Raw genomic sequence first — 19,914 nt, forward strand, 5'->3', positions numbered from 1 at the left:
TTGCCATGTCATCCTCAAAATTACCGGTACCGATCTTACTCAGCACTTTCTTGTAGTATACGGGTGAAGGATTGTTTTTTACGGCAGTTTGCAAAGCGGTATCGACAATACTGTTCCTGGGCCCCTCTTTAGGGACGATATCCAGCAGCAGCACCTCTACGCCTATATTGGCAAAGTGACATGCGATACGGGAACCCATAATACCGGAGCCCAGTACCGCAACCTTATTTATTTTTTTGTTCCTCATCTTGAGTAGGGATTGAATATGCTAAAGTGAGTTTGTTGAGCTTCTGCAAAGTATTGATCAGGTTATTTTTTTCCGATATGGTCAGATTTGCGTTCAGGTATTCATTGAAAGAGATCACGACACCCTTGGCCAGCTGTCGCTTTTCCACCCCAAACTCAGTCAGGTAAACCTTTACTGAGCGTTTGTCGCCCAATGAAGCCTCACGGTAGATCAACCCCAGTTCTTCCATATTGTTTAACATCCGGGACAGACTGGTCGCCTTTACACCCAGCAAACCTGCAAGCTGTGTCACGGCCGTACCTTCTTTGTCAATATTGATCAGAACATACCCAATTGCCTGGGTTATTCCAAAACCAGAGGCGATCTGGTTATATGTATTGGCCACGTTCTGCCAAACTACCTTTAAAAAATAATCTACTGTTTCTTTCTGCTTCATTAAATACTATGCTTGCATAACAAATTTATGCAATAAGAATTTATGATGCAAGTAGAATGTGAAAATATTTTAGAAGTATAATACTAGGAGATTGCTTTATACTTCCCAAGTCTGTTTACATAAAAAAAAGCGTTTCGATTGCTCGGAACGCTTTTACTATTTAAGGATGATTTGTACTAGTATAAAGTAAATTCTACTCTACGGTTTTGCTGACGACCAGCTGCAGTTTTGTTAGTTGCAATTGGTTGATCTTCTCCATAACCTGTAGCTTCAATTCTACTTGCATTAGCACCTTGAGATACTAAATAAGATTTTACTGATTCTGCTCTATCCTTAGATAAACGCATATTCAGTTCGTTTGAACCTGTGTTATCTGTATGACCTGCTAATTTTAAGCTAAAGTTTTTCTCCATTAATAATGCAGCAACTCTATTTAAAGTAGCATAAGATTTTGAACGAATAGTAGCTTTACCTAAATCAAATTCTAAGTTTTTAATCGCATCTGCAACAACTTTACGGTCTGCTTCAGTAACAATTACTCTTTCTGTAACTTGTGGAGCTGGCACTTTTAATGGACAACCAGAACCATCAACTACAGTACCTGCAGGAGTTCCAGCACATTTATCTAATTTATCTGCAACACCATCACCATCGCTATCTTTTAATAAATCGCCCATTTCTGAACGTAATCTAGCATTTTCAGCTTTTTGAGCATCTAAATCAGATTTTAAACCGCTTGCAATGTTTTTAGCTGCTACAGCTTCGTCATAAGTTGCTGCTGTTGGACTATAAAAAGCTAATTGTTTTCCTTTACCCAAAGCAAATTCTAAACCAGCATAAGCATAGTTATATTTATCATTTGCTCCTCTTGCATAACCGTCAAAAGTATCACCATCTACAAAACTAATGGTCCAACCTAAATCTAGATTTATTGCTTCTGCTAAACGAAATTTAGCACCTAATCCTACTGGGATAATCATTTTATCTACTGTTGCATTTTCTACTGTTGTACCACCAGAGTTTACAGTAGTTGTGGTATAATTTGCGAAACCACCACCAACAGAAGCATATAATTGTGCATTATTTTGTTGTTTAAACATGCTCCAATTAAACATATTAACGACAGCATTTAAACTTCCTGAGTAATTTAAATCAGTTGAAAAAGATTTAAAAGGACTAACATTTGCGCCGCCATTGTACGGCTCTAAATTATCACCTTTTGCTTTACCTCTATTACCATCTAAACGTAAAGAGAAATATGGTGTAATTTGTTTTTTGATGTATAAACCGTATCCCAAGCTAGATTCCCAGTTAGAATAATCGTTTTGTCCACCTAGTGGTGAGATTGGAGAAATTACACCTGCATTTACTCCAATAGACCATGTTCTAAAAGGAGCCATTGTTGATGTTGTTGTTTGCGCTTGTGCAGCACCACCAATAAATAAACCAGCTAAGGCAACTGGTAAACATTTTAATAGATTGAGTTTCATAATACTAATTTTAATAAGCGTTTTTGCTATTTACATTGCAATAGTCAATCGCTATACCAAAGCTGGTTTTAAAATTAATATTTTTACGTTATTCTACTTATTCATAAGTACTTAGGACATTTTTAATAGAGGATTTTTTGTTAAAAAATGTTAAAAAGTGTGTAGTTTGCTATACAAAATTTAAGTAAAAGTGTTGAAGAACGGCAAACAAACAAGTATCTATTTTGTTTCATTTTACTGAATTAAACCTGCAAATTTCCAGTTGGTTGTAAAGTTTTCCGGTAAGAGCTGTTGCGTTAAAATTGCTCTAACCATTTCCACAGGCATATTATTTTCTTTTAAAATTCTATCGTGAAACTGGATATCCGTCATTTTTCCACTTTCTACTAATTCTTTATGCAGTGCTCTGAATTCTAATCCACCAAGCATATAACCTATTTGGTAAAGCGGTCCGTACCCGCCGGTAAAAGAACGGCGCACTTCCGCTTCTGCATTTGCTCTTTCAAAACCCACCCGTTCTACTAAAAAATCAATGCATTGTTTTGGTGTCCATTTACCTAAATGGTAGTTCATAGAAAAAATGATGCGAGCGCAGCGATGCATTCTCCAAAACAACATGCCAATTTTATCTTCAGGTGTTTTCGCAAAATTCTTATCCCACAGCAACATTTCCCAATATAAAGACCAGCCCTCTGTCCAAAAAGGAGTGCCAAAACCTCTGCGATAAGGTTTATACCTGCTTTGCATGTAATATTGCAAATTATGACCTGGTATTAATTCGTGGAAAACTACAGCTCTAGAAAAATGTCTGTTATTTCCTCTTAAGGTCATCATTTTTGCATCCTCACTCATTTCTTCTGTCGGATAAGCGATTAAAACAGATTCCCCTCCTAAAAAAAAAGGCGCAAATTGTTGCTCTTGTGGACTTAACATTCTCATTCTCCAACCTTCTTTAGCCATTGCTGGAATTTTGATTAAGTTATTCTTTTCTACAAAATCAATAGCTTCATTAGCTAATTCGTAAACTAATTCGGGTTGCTTTCCTAAGTCTGGATAATCTGTTTTTACTTTTTCTAATGCTTTTTTCCAATCGCTACCAAAACCCATTTGTTGTGATGCCTTTAACATCTCTGCATCGCACCAAGCAAATTCTCGCATAGCGATTGCTTCTATTTGCTCTGGCGTATAAGCAATCATCTCATCTTTCAAATTACTTAATAAAGCATTTCTTCCAATAGGATTACCTAAAATTCCGCTACCATCATCTTTTACGTTCGATAGTTTTGCTATTTTCCCTAATTCGGCAGCATACTCTTTTAATGCATTCACCACATTTGGGTAAATGCCTTTAGTCGCTTTTGTAAACAGTGGATCATAACCATCGTAAAATTTATACGCTTCTGTAAAAACAGTTAAATACTGATTGACCGTTTGCTGTGCCCAATTTGCTTGCACAGGATTTAATGTAAGCTGCTGATTCAGTACTGCTTTGGTCGCGTTATCGATATCATCTTTTAGCTTACTGAAAATTTCTTCAGTTTCTTTCGCATTTTGTTGTTTACCTACTCTTCTTTTTTGCTCAAAATCAATTATCGCTTTTGCGAAAGGAATGGTAAAATTTGTGTTTTTGAATTCTGTATAGGATTCTTGCAGAGTTCTAAAATCTGTATTAATATCGCGTTTAAGCAAGGTATAATCTACACGTTCATTTACATTAAGGTTAGCAAAAGGCAGTGTTCTTAATTTAGTTAACCAATCTGTATAAAAGCGTTCCATTCTTTGAAAATATTCTTCAGAACGTTTTAATGTATACTTACGTCCAAGCATGGTTTCATCTGCCTGATACTGATTAATAAATGCACTTACACTACTCTCTTCATTGCTTTGTGCATTTGATACTTGACTAATTAGTGTTAAAATGAGAAGGGAGAATAATAGCTTACGCATAGCAGATAATTATTTATTTGTACTTAAATATGCAATAACTTGTTTAATCCAATCCTTATCTCTTAATAATTTTACGTCAGGCGGTATGCCAACCGTTTCATATATTTTAAAAGACGGATATTTATTTTCTGTTATTTCCGAAATATAATTAAAACACGATGTTTTAATTGTAATACTTGCCCTATTTCCATAACCATAACCCATAAAACCAGCAGAATTTTCTCCAAATGTTTTAACGAGCGGATTTTTGCGCATCGCTAAAATAAAATGTTCACCTGCACTGCCGCATGTTGAATTTTGTATGAGGGCAATCTGTTTAGCTGCACAAGCACTGCTATTTACAAAATTCAAGAACATATTGTAACTCCTTTCTCCACCACCCGTATTGTTTCTTACATCAACAATTAATCTTTTGCCTTTCAATTTAGGAATAAGATCCCTATAAAATGTATCACTTTCATAGGCTAACATTCCGCTGAAAGTTCCCAAGTAGACATAATCTGTTTCTTCATCTAGCTTTTGATAATCCCATTTCTTTTTTGTGGGTACAATAAAAGGATTAATTGGTTCCAACTTAATCCGTTCTTGTTTAATCCATTCTACTCCGAGTAATTTTTGATCAGAATAAGTAACACTATTATATTTTGCAAAATGAATATCATCATAAAAAAAGCCATCGTAACTTTTGTCTTCATTTTTCTTTAAAACAAATTTAACCTGACCGTTCTTCCAAAGTCCATTTCTACTTGTTAAAATGACACCCAAATACTGATTGAGGTTAGTTGTATCTTTAATTACTGCAACTTTGTAATACTTGTAAACATCATAATATATACCTTCTATCTCGTCTATAAATTTTAATTGATTAGAATCGATTTTTACAAACTGATTTTGTTTGTACAATTCTGATTCAAGCACATCCTTTTGCGACTTTATTTTGCTGTAATCGAAATAAAGGGTTAAATGTTTATCATTAAAAAGCTTAAGGTATTTCTGGATATAAGCAGAGCAGTTTTTGGTCTGCAGAGGGTCCTGTATAATTTGATTTTTAATTTTCTTCAGTTTCGTTTCGAAAAAGGGTTCTCCTTTTTCTTTTACCCCATCTTTATAACTTGGCGCTTTTTTAACCGCTTTTGCTATCTCATCTAAGTCGGTGATACAATTACAGGTTTGAGATTTAACATTGAATACACCTAGAAAAATGAAGAAAAAGGATAATAAGAATTTGATTTTCATAAAATGAATTTAATCAAATGACTTTATAATCTAATAAACTGTTGCATGTATATTTATCAAAATATATTCACAACACTACCAACCTACCGCTTTATCATCTCCTCTCGGATCTGCACCACCTTGATAATAGCCCCACTTAGTTTTAAGAATGGCATCTACTCTACCAATTGCACCTCGATTAACGATTTTATATCCTTTAGCTTTTAGCTTTTCTGTTGTTAAACTATCTAATGCTTTATCTTCAATAGCAACTTCATCTGGCAACCATTGATGATGAAATTTCTTTGCATTTACAGCACTTTGCATCGACATGTTAAAATCGACTACATTTAAAATGGTTTGGAAAACGGATGTGATGATAGTAGAACCGCCCGGCGTACCTACCACCATAAATAATTCACCATCTTTAGACAAAATCGCAGGCGTCATAGAACTTAACATTCTCTTATTGGGAGCAATAGCATTTGCTTCTCCACCAACCAATCCGTACATATTAGGTGCACCAGGTTTCACAGAAAAATCATCCATTTCATTATTCAATAAGAAACCAGCACCTTTTACAACAACACCAGCACCATACGATCCATTTAAAGTTGTAGTAATTGCAACTGCATTCCCATCTCTATCCACAATAGAAAAATGAGTAGTTTCTTCGTGTTCTCTTGGCGCAATTTCACCAGCACTAATTTCTGCGCTTGTACTAGCATTTTGCCAATTAAACGTACTCATGCGTTGTTTTATGTATCCATTTTCGATCAACTTTGTTTGAGGAACAGGATAAAAATCTGGATCTCCCAAATGCGCAGCTCTGTCTGCATACACTCTTCGCTCTGCTTCAACCATTAATTGAACGGTAGAATCTGAATTAAAACCCCATTTAGTTAATGGGTAAGGCTCAACTGATTTTAGCAATTGAATTAAAGCGATTCCGCCGCTTGAAGGTGGCGGCATGGTTATTACTTCATAACCTCTATATTCTCCAGTTACAGGTTTGCGCCAAATTGCTTTGTAAGAAGCAAGATCTTGTTTTGTAATAATTCCACCACCACGTTGCATTTCGGCTAAAATTGAATCGGCAACAGCACCTTCATAAAAACCGCTTCTACCTTTATTTGCAATTAATTTTAAAGTATTTGCTAATTCGTTTTGCACTAAAACATCACCCTCTACCCATTTAGCATCTTTTACTAATACGGTACCTAAAGGATTTAATTTTGTAAACGTGCCTTTTAATCCGTTTAATTCTCTGGCTTGTCTGGCCGATAATTTAAACCCATCTTGTGCTAAATGTATAGCTGGGGCGATTAAATCCTCCCATTTTAAATGACCATATTTTTGATGTGCTTCAGCCATGCCCGCTACAGAACCAGGCACGCCAGCTGCCAATTGTCCATGTAAACTTTTATCAACTATCGGATTCCCCGCAGCATCCAAATACATATCTCTACCTGCATTTGCACCAGCTTTTTCTCTAAAGTCTAATGAATTAATTTCGCCTTTGGCAGAACGATATACCATAAAACCCCCTCCACCAATGTTACCAGCATTTGGATAAACAACGGCTAATGCAAATTGAACAGCAACGGCTGCATCAACCGCATTACCTCCTTTTTTTAGTATTTCTACGCCAACTTCTGAAGCGACTTCATTTGCAGAAACCACCATTCCATTTCTAAACTCACCACTATTATTTTTACCTAACTGACCGCCAACGCAACTTAACAATAAGCTTGTTGCCAGTACTGCACAGGTAAATCCTGTAATTTTCAATTTATACTTTGTAATTCTCTGCATCTTTATAAATCTTTTCGATGATGTCTTTATTTTTTTCTAGAATAACTTTACGTTTAAAGCTCAATTTTGGTGTGAGTTCGCCGCCGTCAATACTAAATTCTTTTGCTAATAATGCAAAACGTTTCACTTGTTCCCATTTGCCAAATTCAGTTCCTAAAGTAGTAATTATGCGGTTAAATTTATCAATTACTTGCTCATTAGAAATCATTTCTTCATTGCTAGTGTAGGGTATCCCTTTTTTATCACACCAAGTTTTTAAAGCAGGGAAAGCAGGTACAATTAAAGCTGCTGGAAACTTTCTGTTTTCACCTAATACCATAATTTGTTCAATTAATGGCGATTCTTTGTATCTGTTTTCTAGCATTTGAGGAGCGATGTACTTTCCCCCGGCAGTTTTAAAAATTTCTTTTTTACGATCAGTGATTTTTAAAAATTTTCCTTGTAAAATCTCACCAATATCTCCAGTATGGAACCAGCCATCTTTATCAATGCTTTCGGCGGTTAAGTCATCTCTTAAATAATAACCTTTCATAATATGATGGCCACGCGTTAAAATCTCACCGTCTTCTGCAATTTTAATCTCTACACCTTCTATAACTGGGCCAACTGTCCCAAACATAGTAGCGCCAAAATGATTCACAGTAATTACTGGCGAAGTTTCAGTTAAACCGTAGCCTTCGAAAACAGGCATACCCGCAGCCCAAAATATACGTGCCAATCTTGGATTTAATGCTGCACCACCAGATGCCAGCACCACAATCCGACCACCTAATGCTTCTTGCCATTTTTTAAATACCAATTTTCGAGCTATGCTTAATTCAAAATTATACCACCATCCATTTTTAAAATCATATTTTTCGGCTAAAGCTAAAGACCAAAAGAAAATACCTCTTTTAACTCCCTTTAAATCTTTTCCCTTTTCCATGATTTTATCGTACACCTTTTCTAATAATCGAGGTACAGTAGAAAATGCATTTGGTTTAACCTCTTGAATATCGGCAACTATGGTATCCATGCTTTCAGCATAGTAGATAGAAACCCCTGAATAGACATAGAGGTAGGAAATCATTCTTTCGAAAATATGCGACAAAGGCAAAAAGCTTAATGCTGTTTTTACTTCTTTAGGAAAAATAATAGCTGATTTTTCAAAGTTCTGCACCAAATTATCATGTGTAAGCATTACACCTTTTGGTGTGCCAGTAGTCCCAGATGTATAAATTAAGGTTAAAATATCATCGCCTTTTACTGCATTTCTGTAGGTTTCTAAGTCTATTTCTGGTTTAGCTTTACCCTCATCAATCAATTCTTGCCAGTTTTCAGCGCCATCAACTTTGTTAAATGTGTAAATTTTAATAGCATGTTTTAACTCCTTAGCAACGGCTTTTACTTTCTGACAAATCGCTTCATCGCTTACAAAAACTACAGTGATATCTGCATTCTCAATAATAAACTTAACATCATGCTCTGCTAAAGTTGGATAAAGCGGAATTTGATAGGCACCCAATTGCATAATTGCATAATCACAAATGTTCCACTCTGGTCTATTATGCGACATTACTGCAACTCTACTGCCCTTTCCAATTTTTAATGTAGTTAAACCTCTACTAAGGTTATCAGTTACATCACAAAATTCTTGGGTACTATATTTCTTCCATTTCCCGTTAGTCTTCCCGCTAATAAATTCTGGTTTTGGAAAATTCTCGAGGTTATATTTTAAAAGATCAAATACTCTGGTTATGGTTGTAGACATGGGATGACTTTTTAACTTGGCTACTACTGCCGTTTCTCAAATCTAATAAATTATCTTTTCTGCAACAACCGATTTTAAATTTATTCTGCATGCATAGCAATTTATTGCTTTCTGAGTAAAGCAGTACAAAAAAAGCCCCGATAAATTATCGAGGCTAAATCTTATGTCAATTGGAATTCTATTTATAAGTGGCTGCCAATTTTAATGCGTTATAGGCATTTACAATTCCTCCAGTCACACATAAATCTGCAAATGGAATACTTACTGTATCTGCACCTTTCATAGTTGAAACATTATGGTTCACTTTCACTACAGATTTCATAATAATCTCTTTTACTTGCATTGCAGTTAACTTTGGATAATAAGAACGTATTAAAGCAGCTAAACCTGTTACTACTGGCGCTGCCATACTTGTTCCATCTTCTTCAATGTATTTATTTTCTGGTACAGTAGATGTAATACGAACACCAGGCGCAAAAACATCAACCGATGTTTTACCATAATTAGAAAATGCTGCTTTTAACGTTTCATCATCTTTTGGCCCAGATGCGCCAACAGTAATCCAAGAACTTGCAACACTGCCATCTAAATATTTATGAGTAGGAAAATTGTTTTCTACATCAATATCAGCATTCTCGTTACCTGCTGCATGAACTAACAATACATCTTTACTCACTGCATATTTTACAGCTTCATCTACGGTCGCTTTATCCCATGAATAACCTTTACCAAAGCTCATGTTCAGTACTTTTGCACCATTATCTACCGCATATCGAATAGCATTTGCAACATCTTTATCTCTTTCATCGCCATTTGGCGTATTCCGTACACCCATAATTACTACATTATCAGCCACACCCATGATACCAATTTTGTTGGTACGATCTGCGCCGATAATACCAGCTACATGTGAACCATGTAAAGCATCAGGGCCTTTAATGTCGTTATTTCCATAAAAACGTTCTTTACTATCATTAGGATTATCACCAACTATAGCTCTTGGATCGTAATCAATATTGTAGTTATATTTTACCTGACCTGTATAATATTTTACGCCTTCAGCAATTTGTGTTTCGTAAAAAGTCTTGAAATCCATCTCTTTTAATACATCAAGCAAAGCTTCTCTAACTCTCATTTCTTGCTGATCTGCAGATTTAAATGCTTCGAAATCTGCTTTAGTTGGATTTTCTTTACCAATTTTTTTCACTACGCCATCCAACACGAATTTAAAACCAGAAACACCAGCCAAATTACTTTTTGCAGTTGCTAACTCTTTCTCTACTTCCGATCTGTTTTTGATATACGTTTCATAATCTGCTTTATCTTTTGCAGTTACAGTTGCCGCTGTTACACCTGCAAAACGTGCATTATCTCTACGTACTAAACGTGTAAGTTCTAAGGCTTCAAATTCTATCGAACCATTTTTACCGCCTAAAAAGTTCCAGCCATGTATATCATCAACGTAACCATTTTTGTCATCGTCCACGCCATTTCCAGCAACCTCTTTTTTATTAGTCCAGATTACTCTTTTTAAATCTTCATGATTTAAATCTACACCGCCATCTAATACAGCAACTAGTACCGGGGTAGATTTTTTTCCTTTTAATAGTTCGGCATATGCTTTTTCAGTACTGATACCAAAAATAGAATCCTTTTTAAAATCGAGGTTTTGCCAATTAGCTTTTTGGCCAAATGATAGAAAAGGTAATGCAGCTAATAATACGAGTGGAATTAATTTTTTAAAGTTATTCATGTATATTTTATGTTAAATTCGTAGGTATTGAAACGGTGTCGATTTGTTTTTAGTATTAAATCCTATGCTAGCTCTCTTCAACAACAATGCCATAATTGGTGAGCAAACCTGCTAAACCATCTGCCGAGAATTTTGCTTTTCTGAGTAAGTTTTTTTCGGGATCAATAGTAAACTTAATGGCCGATGTAAAGTTGGCACTATTTAAAATACTTCGCATAAAAACTGCAGCACTTAAATCACAACGCTCAAATACAGCTGATGTTAAATCTGCTTCAGAGAAATCAGTTCCTTTTAGTGAACAATTATTAAAGTGACTTTTACGATTTTTCTTCTTCATAAAAGCGGCATAATCTAAAATGCAATTAGTAAAATCTACGGCAAATAGAAAATCCTTAGTATTCGAAAAATCTACACCAATCATCTTACAATTAGTAAACTGAACTTTGTCAAAGCCAATCGGTCCAAATTTAACCATACTTAAATTACATCCATCAAAAGTGCATTTGATAAAATCACATTGTGAGAAATCTGTTTCTGTGAAATCGCAATTGATAAAAGTGCATTCATCAAATTGTGTTTCTAGTAATCCCTTTGGGGGAAGTGGAACTTTTTCGAATACCTGATTAACGTAATAAAGATTTTCTTCTATTGCCATTCTAAAAATTGAGGGCTGCAAAATAGCAAAAAGGTTGTTGAAATCCTTTTCTAAATAGTTAAAATAAAAATTTAGTTTTACCGAATGGAAGAGCATTTGGTGTATAGCTTGGGCGAAAGAATGGTTAAAATAAAACCAATAGAAAAAAATTTATATAGAGTTACCGTAGATAATAAACCGATTGGCTTTATAAGAAAAAAAGATGGCGGTTGGATGATGGAAGAATACGCAAAAGAAGAACTAACTGCAGAAAGCGTGCAGTTAATTGGCGATAAAATAGATCGTTTGCCTTGGCAATTTACCCAATAAAAAAAGATGAACACAGACTTTTAAATCTGGTTCATCTCTTTAAAAGCCTATGACACTGCTTTTTTATCTATTAATCTCTTAATTCTATTTTCAATATCGTCTAAATCAAATGGCTTGCTAATGTAATCATCTGGCGCAGCCATTTCGCTCATTTGTTTGCTTCTAATATTAGCAGACATTACAATAACCGGGATATGTTTAGTGAAAATGTCATTCTTTAAATCGTGACAAATTTCAATCCCATTTCCATCCGGAAGCATTACATCTAAAATAAAAAGATCAGGAATTGAATCCTTTAACTTTTTTTTCATTTCTTTAAATGTAGAGGAAAGCTGTAAATCGTATCCCTCATCTTTCAATAAAAATTCGATGATGTAACCTATATCTTTATCGTCTTCTAAAATGTGTATCCGTTTCTTCATATGCTAATATGAACAAAAAAATAGAAGGATTGTTTTCAGCAAATTAATTCTTCTTTATAATCCAATGCACTATACCCATAAGCGCAAAGTAAAAGCAAAATGGTAATGCCGACCCAAAGGGAATTATAGCCTAGTTTTTCTGCTAAATAAAAACCCCCAGTTGGGCCAATTACTTGCGCCATAGACCAACCTACAGTATAACCTGCTGCATACTGTCCACGGTTAAATTCGTTGCTTCGTTTAATTACAAATGTGTTAATAAACGGGATGGCAAACATCTCACCAAAAGTGAAACAAATTACACTTAACAACGCTACAACAACTGGCAAAAATTTAGGTAATAATAGCACAGCAAAAGAAAGCCCGACAATTAAAACGCCTATTACAATGTAAAAAACAGCTGGTCGCTTGTTCTCAATTTTACTAATCATAATCATTTCAAAGAGTGCAATAATTACTCCATTTACACCTAAAATTAATCCGATTAAAGCTTCATCTAAATGCCAAACTTCTTTAAAAAATACGGGCACTACTCTAAACATTAAAAAGAAACAAGTTGCAAAAACTGTGGTCAACAAAATAAATTTCACAAATAATGGATCTTGCCAAGGTTTGCGTACAACAATACCCTTCATTTTTTCAATAGCTGCTTTTCTAAAACCTTTAACAGCTGGCAAAAACATAAAAATAGCTAGGGCAACTAAAATACTTACCGTTCCATCAACAATAAATAGTAATTGATAATTGAAAGAAGCAATAATTCCACCCATACTTACCCCAACTGCCCAACCCACATTAGTTGCTAAACGGTTTAAAGAATAAGAACGAGTTTCTTTCCCTTCCGCAGCGTATGCAGCAATTGCAGTAAAATTCGCAGGGCGAAATGCATCGTAAAAAAAACTAATTAATACGGCCAATACACATAACGTATTAAAATGACTCACTTGAGAGAAAACTAAAAAAAGCGCACCACCAATTAAAGATGAAAAAATCTGAACAGGCCTAAAGCCAAACATATCAGTAAGTTTACCGCCTGTTGTTGCACCTAAAATAGAACCTAATCCAAATAAAGAAATAATAATACCAGCATCTGAAGCTGGGCGATGCAATGCTTGCGTAACATACAAACCCATAAATGGCACCGCCATATACCCGCAGCGATTCAATAAAATAACCCAACTTAAAAGCCAAGTTTCTTTACTTAACCCAGAAAAAGAGGTTTTATAAGCGTTAATTATTTGTCGGAACATTGAGGGTTTAGTTAGAAACAAAAATAGACATTCGGCTGTAAAAACCTATCCATAATTTCTGTATTTTTGAATTCATCCAACATTTCGGATAACCAAAGCACAGCCACATGTCAACAGAAATAAAATGCCCTAATTGCAACCATACTTTTCCTATTGAAGAAGTAATGGCAGAAGAATACAAACAGGATTTGAGAGAGAAGATGGTTTCTTTTACCAAACAAAAAGAAGAAGAGTTTCAGAAAAAAGCGGAAGCTTTTGAGCAACAAAAGAAGCAACAAGAATTGGCTTTTGAGCAAAAATTAGCGCAAGAAAAAGCTGCTTTGCAAACATCGATGGCTGAGAATTTACGTAAAACCATTAGTGCAGATTTCGAGAACCAATTGAAAATGTCTAAAGCAGCTAATGAAGAAAACGAAGAAAAGCTAAAGCTGGCTCGTGCTAAAGAAATTGAATTTCTAAAGAAAGAGCAAGAGATTAAAAATCGCGAAGCTGAATTAGAATTAAGTATTCAACGTAAGTTGCAAGAACAACGCGAAGAATTAGTTGCACAAGTACGCAAGCAAGAATTAGAGAAAAATAATTTGAAGGACACCGAGCATCAGCTTCGCGTAAAAGAATTAGAGAAACAGCTAGACGACCAAAAGAAACTGGCGGAAGAAATGAAGCGCAAAGCCGAGCAAGGTTCTATGCAACTGCAAGGCGAAGTACAAGAATTAATCTTGGAAGAATTGCTACGAAATACATTTCCATTCGATTTAATTGAGGAGGTTGGCAAAGGTGTTCGCGGAGCGGATTGTGTGCATAATGTGCGTAATCAATTCGGACAGGAATGCGGTAGAATTATTTACGAGAGCAAGCGTACTAAAGATTTTTCGATGGAATGGATTGAGAAATTGAAAAAAGATATGCGTAGTATGGGCGTAGATGTTGCTGTAATTGTAACACAATGTTACCCAAAGGGGATGGATTGCTTCGGAGAAAAAGATGGGGTGTGGATTTGCTCTTTTGACGAAGTTAAAGCAGTTTCTTACATCCTGAGAGATGGAATTGTAAAATTGTTCGGCGCTACCAAAACGCAAGAAAACAAAGGCGATAAAATGCACATGCTCTATGATTATCTAAACGGAAACGAATTTTCTGAGCAATGGAAAGCTATCCGCGAGGGTTTTATGAGCATGAAATTATCTATTCAGCGAGAACGCGATGCCATGGAACGTTTATGGAAAAGCAGAGAAAAACAGTTAGAAAAAGTGTTATTAAATGCAGCGCATATTCGTGGTTCTATAGAAGGAATTTCTGGTAATGATAATATCCAATTAAGCCTAGGCGATGAGGATGATGATTTATTATTGGAGTAGTAAAAAGATTTGTCATTCCGAGACTATGACTTTGAATTGTAAGTCATACCCAACTCGATTGCGTATCCCAATGGTTTATAAATAACTATTCAACCTTTTTATCATTACGATTGTCAGTCAGCTGGCAATGAGCCAACATAGATTTTTACTTCGCTCTGGATGACAAAACAGAGCTTGTTATAATTTCTTCACCATCCAAATATCACAACCAAAATGCCCTGAGTCACCAAGTGAGCTACATAATTTTTCAAAGCCCATCCGTTCGTACATACTTACCGCTTTATTTAATTCAGGCATAGATTCTAAATAAACATTTTGGTAACCTAAGTCTTTGGCAGATGAAAAACATTTATCCATAATTGCTTTACCCAACCCTCTTCCTCTAGCTGCTGGATATAAATAAAGTTTCACTAGCTCACATGTTCCTTCTGGTAAGTTTGCCGTCGGAAAAACTCCACCTCCACCAATTATTGCTCCATTTTCCTCTATCACCCAATAGGTCGATTTAGGGTTTTCAAACACAGTTGATAAATGGTTTGTACTTTCATCAAAGTAAGCTGTACCTGGCTTATTTGCTTTAAATTCTGTTAAAACACTTTTAATGAGTTTGCCTAGCGGAGCATCATCGCCAGACTTAATTGGTCGTATTATAGGTTGCATAATGTAAAGTTAGTGCTTTATCACAAATTCGCATACCTACAAAAAGAAATCTAGCTATGTAAAAAAGAATTATCCCACCTGTCAAAAGAATATACAACCCTAAAGAGTTATTCAACCTACATAGATACTTGAAAGGCATGTTGTTCGCTAACCCATGTCCGTCATTGCGAAGGAGGTTCTTCACCGACTGCGGCAATCTCCTCCTTGCTTACACGACGCAATTAGGAGATTACTCGTCTCCTCGCAAAGACGAAGAGCCCCTAATTTTTACAACATCCCACCCATAAAAGGATCTGTTATAGAATCCTCACCTGTTTCTACATGGCCTGCATAATGTTTACTGAAATTAGTTTTACCCTTTACCTCAATTTTAAAATCATACCAACCATTGCTCTTTTGCAGATTTAAGGTTACTGTTTTTTTACTGTTTGCAGGAATGGTTATAGTTTTAGTATTTGCTTTATAAACATCATCTGTAATTTGAATTTGCAAAGCCGACGTTTCAATATTCTCTAGCAAAAGTTGAATATTTCCTGTCGCTTTTTTTAGTACACCACTTTGCTCATATGTACAATCTAAACTTAAAAGCGGATCATTTTTATCACCTTTAAAGTGTCTAAAAAATCCATTTGGTCCGTTAACGACGAGATTATAAATTTCATTTTCAAAATCTGCAATCTTCCAACTATCCCTTAACCAACCGCCTGCATTTACTGCATAATTCCAGGTTTTGCCCGCCTCTTTTTGATAGGCACTCGGTGTGTAAACAGTAAATGGAGCACCCACATTTTCCAGTTTCTGCCCAAATGAAGTTTTAAGCGATGTAAAATCTAGCTCAATAGTAGTTATATTAATAAGTGAATCTACTTGTAATTGATAAGGCAATGCACAAGCAAGTTTTGTTCCTTTTTCTTGTACAGGTGCAAATTCAGAGGCATCCTTATGGAATGGCATTAACGAATTTATTCTATCAATTTCTTCTTTTGCTAAAGCTGTTGGCGTTACTTGAGCGGGTTTAGATTTTGCATTCTGAATATCACCTATAACTTTTTCTCTTTTCAGCCTTGCTGGAGTATTTATATTCTCCCCAGTATAGGGTCTAAATATCGATGTTAAATCTCCACAAATCGCCCTTCGCCATGGGCTAATGTTATGGCTTTTAATTTTCTTTCCAGTTTTATGGCTCAAGAAATTTTCTAAAAACATCAACGAAGAAGTATGATCAAAAACCTGCGAATTTACATAACCTCCTTTGCTCCACGGCGAAGCAACCATCATAGGCACACGGTAACCCAAACCAATCGGACTATCTTTTTTAAATTCATAATCGGCCCAAGTGGTTAATCCTTCACTTACCTTACCAGTTGATAAATCTTCTGGTTTTGGAGGCACAAAAGGCGACAAATGATCAAAGTAACCATCATTCTCATCGTAGGTTAAAATGAAAATAGTTTTCTTCCAGACCTCTGGATTTTTAGTTAAGATATCTATCGCTTCCGAAACATACCACGTACCATACAATGGCGAACTGGTATGGTCTGAAAACCGTTGTGGAGCTACTAACCACGAAACGGTTGGCAATTTCCCAGTATCTACATCTTTTCTAAACTGTTCAAAAATATCTTCCTTCGGGATGTTTAACGTTTCTGCTTTGCCTTCATCGTTTGTAAACGTAAAAGGTGCTAATTTTAAATAATCAGGGTTATCAATATTTGTTGTAAATGCCTTATTTATTAGATTTTTTTCGCGTTGCGAGAGCTGATTGTATTTCGCTAAAACTTCATCGACTGTTAAAGCAGGATGACTGGTTCTATCTCCATTTTTACGGAAATAAGCTGATAATTTTACATGGTGACGAGTAACATACTCCAAAGGATTATCGCCGTAGTTGCCCAACCAATCGTCAATTTCTCCGTCTTTATCTAAGCTAGTCAGTTTTGCAGTCCACAATTCATTTTGATAAACTTTCCAGGATACGTCATTATCTTCCAACAATTCTGGAAAAGTTTGCCAATCTACAAACACATTATCTTGCGATTCGGCCTGCGAATTATTTACCACTGCAACTGAATTTCCATTTTGCTCCGGTCTAATTGTGCCTGTCCAAAAGAAGAGTCTATTTGGTGTAGTACCTGTTAACGATGAGCAGAAATGATGATCGCAAATGGTAAATGCATCAGCCATTGCGTAATAAAAAGGAATATCTTCTCGCTTATAATAGCCTAAAGTCATCAACGATTTTACAGGCACCCATTTATCGTATTTACCTTTATTTCTTGCAGCAACTTGGTCAGGCCATGAATGCGCTAAACCACCTTGCCAGGTAATTTTGGTTTTATTAATATCTACATGAAATGGCGCATAAGTTTTTCCTTTCTCATCACTCTGCAGCCATACTTTATTTTGATTGGGTAGTGTTTTTGCCCTTGGATCATTGAAGCCACGCACTCCTTTCATTTTACCAAACATGTGGTCGAATGAACGGTTTTCTTGCATCAAAAAAACGATATGTTCTGCATCGTAAAATGTACTGCCAGGTTCGGCATTAATAGCCATTGCCTTTTGTATAGACATTGGAATTACGTTAGCAGCGCCAAAAACACCCGATAATAATGTTGCTTTTTTTATAAAATCTCTTCTCGAATCCATTGGGGAAATAGTTTATTACGTTAAAAGAAAGTTACTTGCCATTTTCTTTGCCAGTGTTGCGTTGGATTTAAAGTAACTATGCCTTCTTTATCTTTCAATTGCTGATTATGATTTATGCCATCGGCGATACCACACCAAGGTTCTAAACATACAAAGTCTGCATCTTTTGCGGCCCAAATACCGAAGTAAGGAAAATCTTTAAAATTGAATTCTAAGCCGTTATAATTTTTAGTGTTTAAAATAGAAATACTATCGCTCTTTAAATTTTTAAAGACTAAAGCATCCTCATAAAACAATTCATGTTGTAAGGTAAGTTTGCCTTCATCTAGTTTTAAAACAGATTTTTTATCTGAAATTAAATTATTCACAATGTGATGATAAGTTAATTCTGTGTCTTTATTAAACTGTAAAAAGTAGTCGGTATATGCGCCTTGTTTGTTTAAAGGAACAGCAAACGCTGGATGCCCACCGACAGAAAATAACAAATCTTTTTCTGCAGGATTAGTTACTTCATAGGTACAGGCTAAACTTGCACCAGAGAGTTTATATCGCAAACTTAACTTAAACTCGAAGGGATAAACTTTTAAGGTATCATCACTATGCATCAGTGTAAAAAGAATTTCTTGTTCATTGATATGATGGTATTCAAATTCCAAATCTCGAGCAAATCCATGTCGTGATAATTCGTATGTTTTACCTTCAAACTGATACATATTGTCTTTTAAAGCACCAACTATTGGAAATAAAACAGGGCTGAACTTACCCCAATAATTGGCGTCGCCACTCCACATATATTCAGTTAAACTATCCGTACCTAAAATACTTTGTAACTCTGCGCCTTTTGCAGCAAAGGATACTTTTATGTGTTCATTCTCTATAAATATCATACCGCTTAAAAATAGAAAATTGGGATCTAATGATTACGAAATTAACATTAAATAACATTTAATTGATAATCATCTTTTTAAAACCAGTAGTGAGTGTGTCGGCTATTTTACCATCCGATTTTTTATAAATGAGGTAGGCTTCTAAATTCTTGTGTGCTTCAACAAAGGTTAAGGCTTCTTTTACCGTCATTCCCATAAGTACATTGTCATAACCATCAGCAGTAATTGCATCTGGTGCAAAAACAGTTGCACTTATCATTTCATTAGCTAACGGGTAACCCGTTTTTGGATTAATTAAATGAGAGATTTTTTTTGAGCCGTTAGTTAGATATTTACGGTAATTACCTGATGTAGTTACAGCGCCTTCTGTAAACGACATGATGTGTTTAATACCTGGTTCTGCATTTGGAGTTTCACTCGGTCCTTCGATACCAATGCGCATTATTTTACCATCAGGTTTAGGTCCTTTTACACGTAATTCTCCACCAATTTCTACTACAAATATTTTAATCCCTTTGGCAAGCATAAAATCTGCTACCACATCTACCGAATAGCCTTGCGCAATACCATTTAAATCTATGCTTACACAGGATTTCTTTTTGGTGAGGTAATCTTTTGTGAGCTCAAGCTTATCCATTCCAACGCATTGCATAATACTTTCGATGGTTTCTGTATTTGGTTTATCTGTTAATGATTTAGGTCCAAAACCCCAATATTGCACTAAAGGAGCCACAGTAATATCGAATATGCCATTGCTATCTTTAAAAATATCGAACGATCGCTTCACTACTTTTGCAAAATGAAAATCCAAGGCTATTCCTGTTTCAGATGTATTGAATTTATTGATAGCTGAATTCGGTTTGTATAGCGACATTGATAAATCAATCACATTTAAAATACTATCTACTTGTGTTTGGGAAACTAGGCTATCGGTAGCAAAATAGCTAATCGAATAACTTGTTCCTTGCGCATAACCACTCATTTTAAACTCACGCAAAGGCAAACGATTTGCTGCGGAAAGAAAAACAAATGACCCTATTAAAAAGTATTTTAAATGTGATTGCATTAAGT

General features: G+C 35.4%; 17 protein-coding genes. 2 read left to right on the top strand and 15 right to left on the bottom strand.

Features of this window, described 5'->3' with window-relative positions:
• The 9 genes from WC622_RS08880 to WC622_RS08920 all read right to left on the bottom strand — a co-directional run.
• On the bottom strand, positions 1–247 hold a 247-nt coding region (locus WC622_RS08880), incomplete at its 3' end, for a 3-hydroxyacyl-CoA dehydrogenase NAD-binding domain-containing protein (protein ID WP_372819287.1).
• On the bottom strand, positions 225–683 hold the full coding sequence (locus WC622_RS08885; protein ID WP_372819289.1) for a MarR family winged helix-turn-helix transcriptional regulator: 459 nt from the start codon (positions 681–683) through the stop codon (positions 225–227). The genes WC622_RS08885 and WC622_RS08880, both read right to left, overlap by 23 nt.
• 176 nt (positions 684–859) lie before the next feature.
• Positions 860–2,173, bottom strand: coding sequence for an OmpA family protein (locus WC622_RS08890; RefSeq protein ID WP_372819290.1), 1,314 nt, complete (start codon positions 2,171–2,173; stop codon positions 860–862).
• Positions 2,174–2,407: 234 nt separating this feature from the next.
• Positions 2,408–4,120 carry a DUF885 family protein gene (locus WC622_RS08895; protein ID WP_372819292.1) on the bottom strand — a complete coding sequence of 571 codons (1,713 nt, stop codon included), beginning with the start codon at positions 4,118–4,120 and terminating at the stop codon, positions 2,408–2,410.
• A gap of 9 nt (positions 4,121–4,129) precedes the next feature.
• Complete coding sequence (locus WC622_RS08900) at positions 4,130–5,356, bottom strand: hypothetical protein (RefSeq protein ID WP_372819294.1); 1,227 nt, start codon at positions 5,354–5,356, stop codon at positions 4,130–4,132.
• Between the two features lie 75 nt (positions 5,357–5,431).
• The gene (ggt, locus tag WC622_RS08905; protein ID WP_372819296.1) at positions 5,432–7,150 is read right to left on the bottom strand and encodes a gamma-glutamyltransferase; all 1,719 of its coding nucleotides are present in this window, start codon (positions 7,148–7,150) and stop codon (positions 5,432–5,434) included.
• Positions 7,128–8,900, bottom strand: a complete 1,773-nt coding sequence (locus WC622_RS08910) for a long-chain fatty acid--CoA ligase (RefSeq protein ID WP_372819298.1) — start codon at positions 8,898–8,900, stop codon at positions 7,128–7,130. Before WC622_RS08910 ends, ggt begins: the two co-directional genes overlap by 23 nt.
• A 178-nt stretch (positions 8,901–9,078) precedes the next feature.
• Positions 9,079–10,653 carry a S8 family peptidase gene (locus tag WC622_RS08915; RefSeq protein WP_372819300.1) on the bottom strand — a complete coding sequence of 525 codons (1,575 nt, stop codon included), beginning with the start codon at positions 10,651–10,653 and terminating at the stop codon, positions 9,079–9,081.
• A 67-nt stretch (positions 10,654–10,720) separates the two neighbouring features.
• Entirely contained in the window at positions 10,721–11,308 is a 588-nt protein-coding gene (locus WC622_RS08920; protein ID WP_372819302.1) for a pentapeptide repeat-containing protein, read from the bottom strand.
• 84 nt (positions 11,309–11,392) lie between these two features.
• On the opposite strand from WC622_RS08920, the gene WC622_RS08925 reads away from it, so the two are divergent.
• Positions 11,393–11,617: a hypothetical protein gene (locus WC622_RS08925; RefSeq protein ID WP_372819303.1), complete on the top strand. Its 225-nt coding sequence runs from the start codon at positions 11,393–11,395 to the stop codon at positions 11,615–11,617.
• Between the two features lie 47 nt (positions 11,618–11,664).
• On the opposite strand, the gene WC622_RS08930 is transcribed toward WC622_RS08925, so the two are convergent.
• Positions 11,665–12,039 (bottom strand): response regulator transcription factor, encoded by a 375-nt coding sequence (locus WC622_RS08930; protein WP_372819305.1) that lies wholly within the window; start codon positions 12,037–12,039, stop codon positions 11,665–11,667.
• Between the two features lie 35 nt (positions 12,040–12,074).
• On the bottom strand, positions 12,075–13,289 hold the full coding sequence (locus WC622_RS08935; RefSeq protein ID WP_372819306.1) for an MFS transporter: 1,215 nt from the start codon (positions 13,287–13,289) through the stop codon (positions 12,075–12,077).
• A 107-nt stretch (positions 13,290–13,396) separates the two neighbouring features.
• Between WC622_RS08935 and WC622_RS08940 the strand changes: the two genes are divergently transcribed.
• Positions 13,397–14,647, top strand: a complete 1,251-nt coding sequence (locus tag WC622_RS08940; protein ID WP_372819307.1) for a DUF2130 domain-containing protein — start codon at positions 13,397–13,399, stop codon at positions 14,645–14,647.
• 177 nt (positions 14,648–14,824) lie between these two features.
• Here WC622_RS08940 and WC622_RS08945 read toward each other — a convergent pair whose 3' ends face one another.
• The 4 genes from WC622_RS08945 to WC622_RS08960 form a co-directional block, all read right to left on the bottom strand.
• Positions 14,825–15,307: a GNAT family N-acetyltransferase gene (locus tag WC622_RS08945; RefSeq protein ID WP_372819309.1), complete on the bottom strand. Its 483-nt coding sequence runs from the start codon at positions 15,305–15,307 to the stop codon at positions 14,825–14,827.
• Between the two features lie 267 nt (positions 15,308–15,574).
• Positions 15,575–17,956, bottom strand: a complete 2,382-nt coding sequence (locus WC622_RS08950; RefSeq protein ID WP_372819310.1) for a phosphocholine-specific phospholipase C — start codon at positions 17,954–17,956, stop codon at positions 15,575–15,577.
• A gap of 20 nt (positions 17,957–17,976) precedes the next feature.
• Positions 17,977–18,843, bottom strand: a complete 867-nt coding sequence (locus tag WC622_RS08955; RefSeq protein WP_372819312.1) for an aldose 1-epimerase family protein — start codon at positions 18,841–18,843, stop codon at positions 17,977–17,979.
• A 58-nt stretch (positions 18,844–18,901) separates the two neighbouring features.
• Positions 18,902–19,909, bottom strand: a complete 1,008-nt coding sequence (locus tag WC622_RS08960) for an FAD:protein FMN transferase (protein ID WP_372819314.1) — start codon at positions 19,907–19,909, stop codon at positions 18,902–18,904.
• Positions 19,910–19,914 lie beyond the last annotated feature (5 nt).

Origin of the sequence: Pedobacter sp. (assembly GCF_041662865.1) — a bacterium.
GTDB lineage: Bacteria > Bacteroidota > Bacteroidia > Sphingobacteriales > Sphingobacteriaceae > Pedobacter.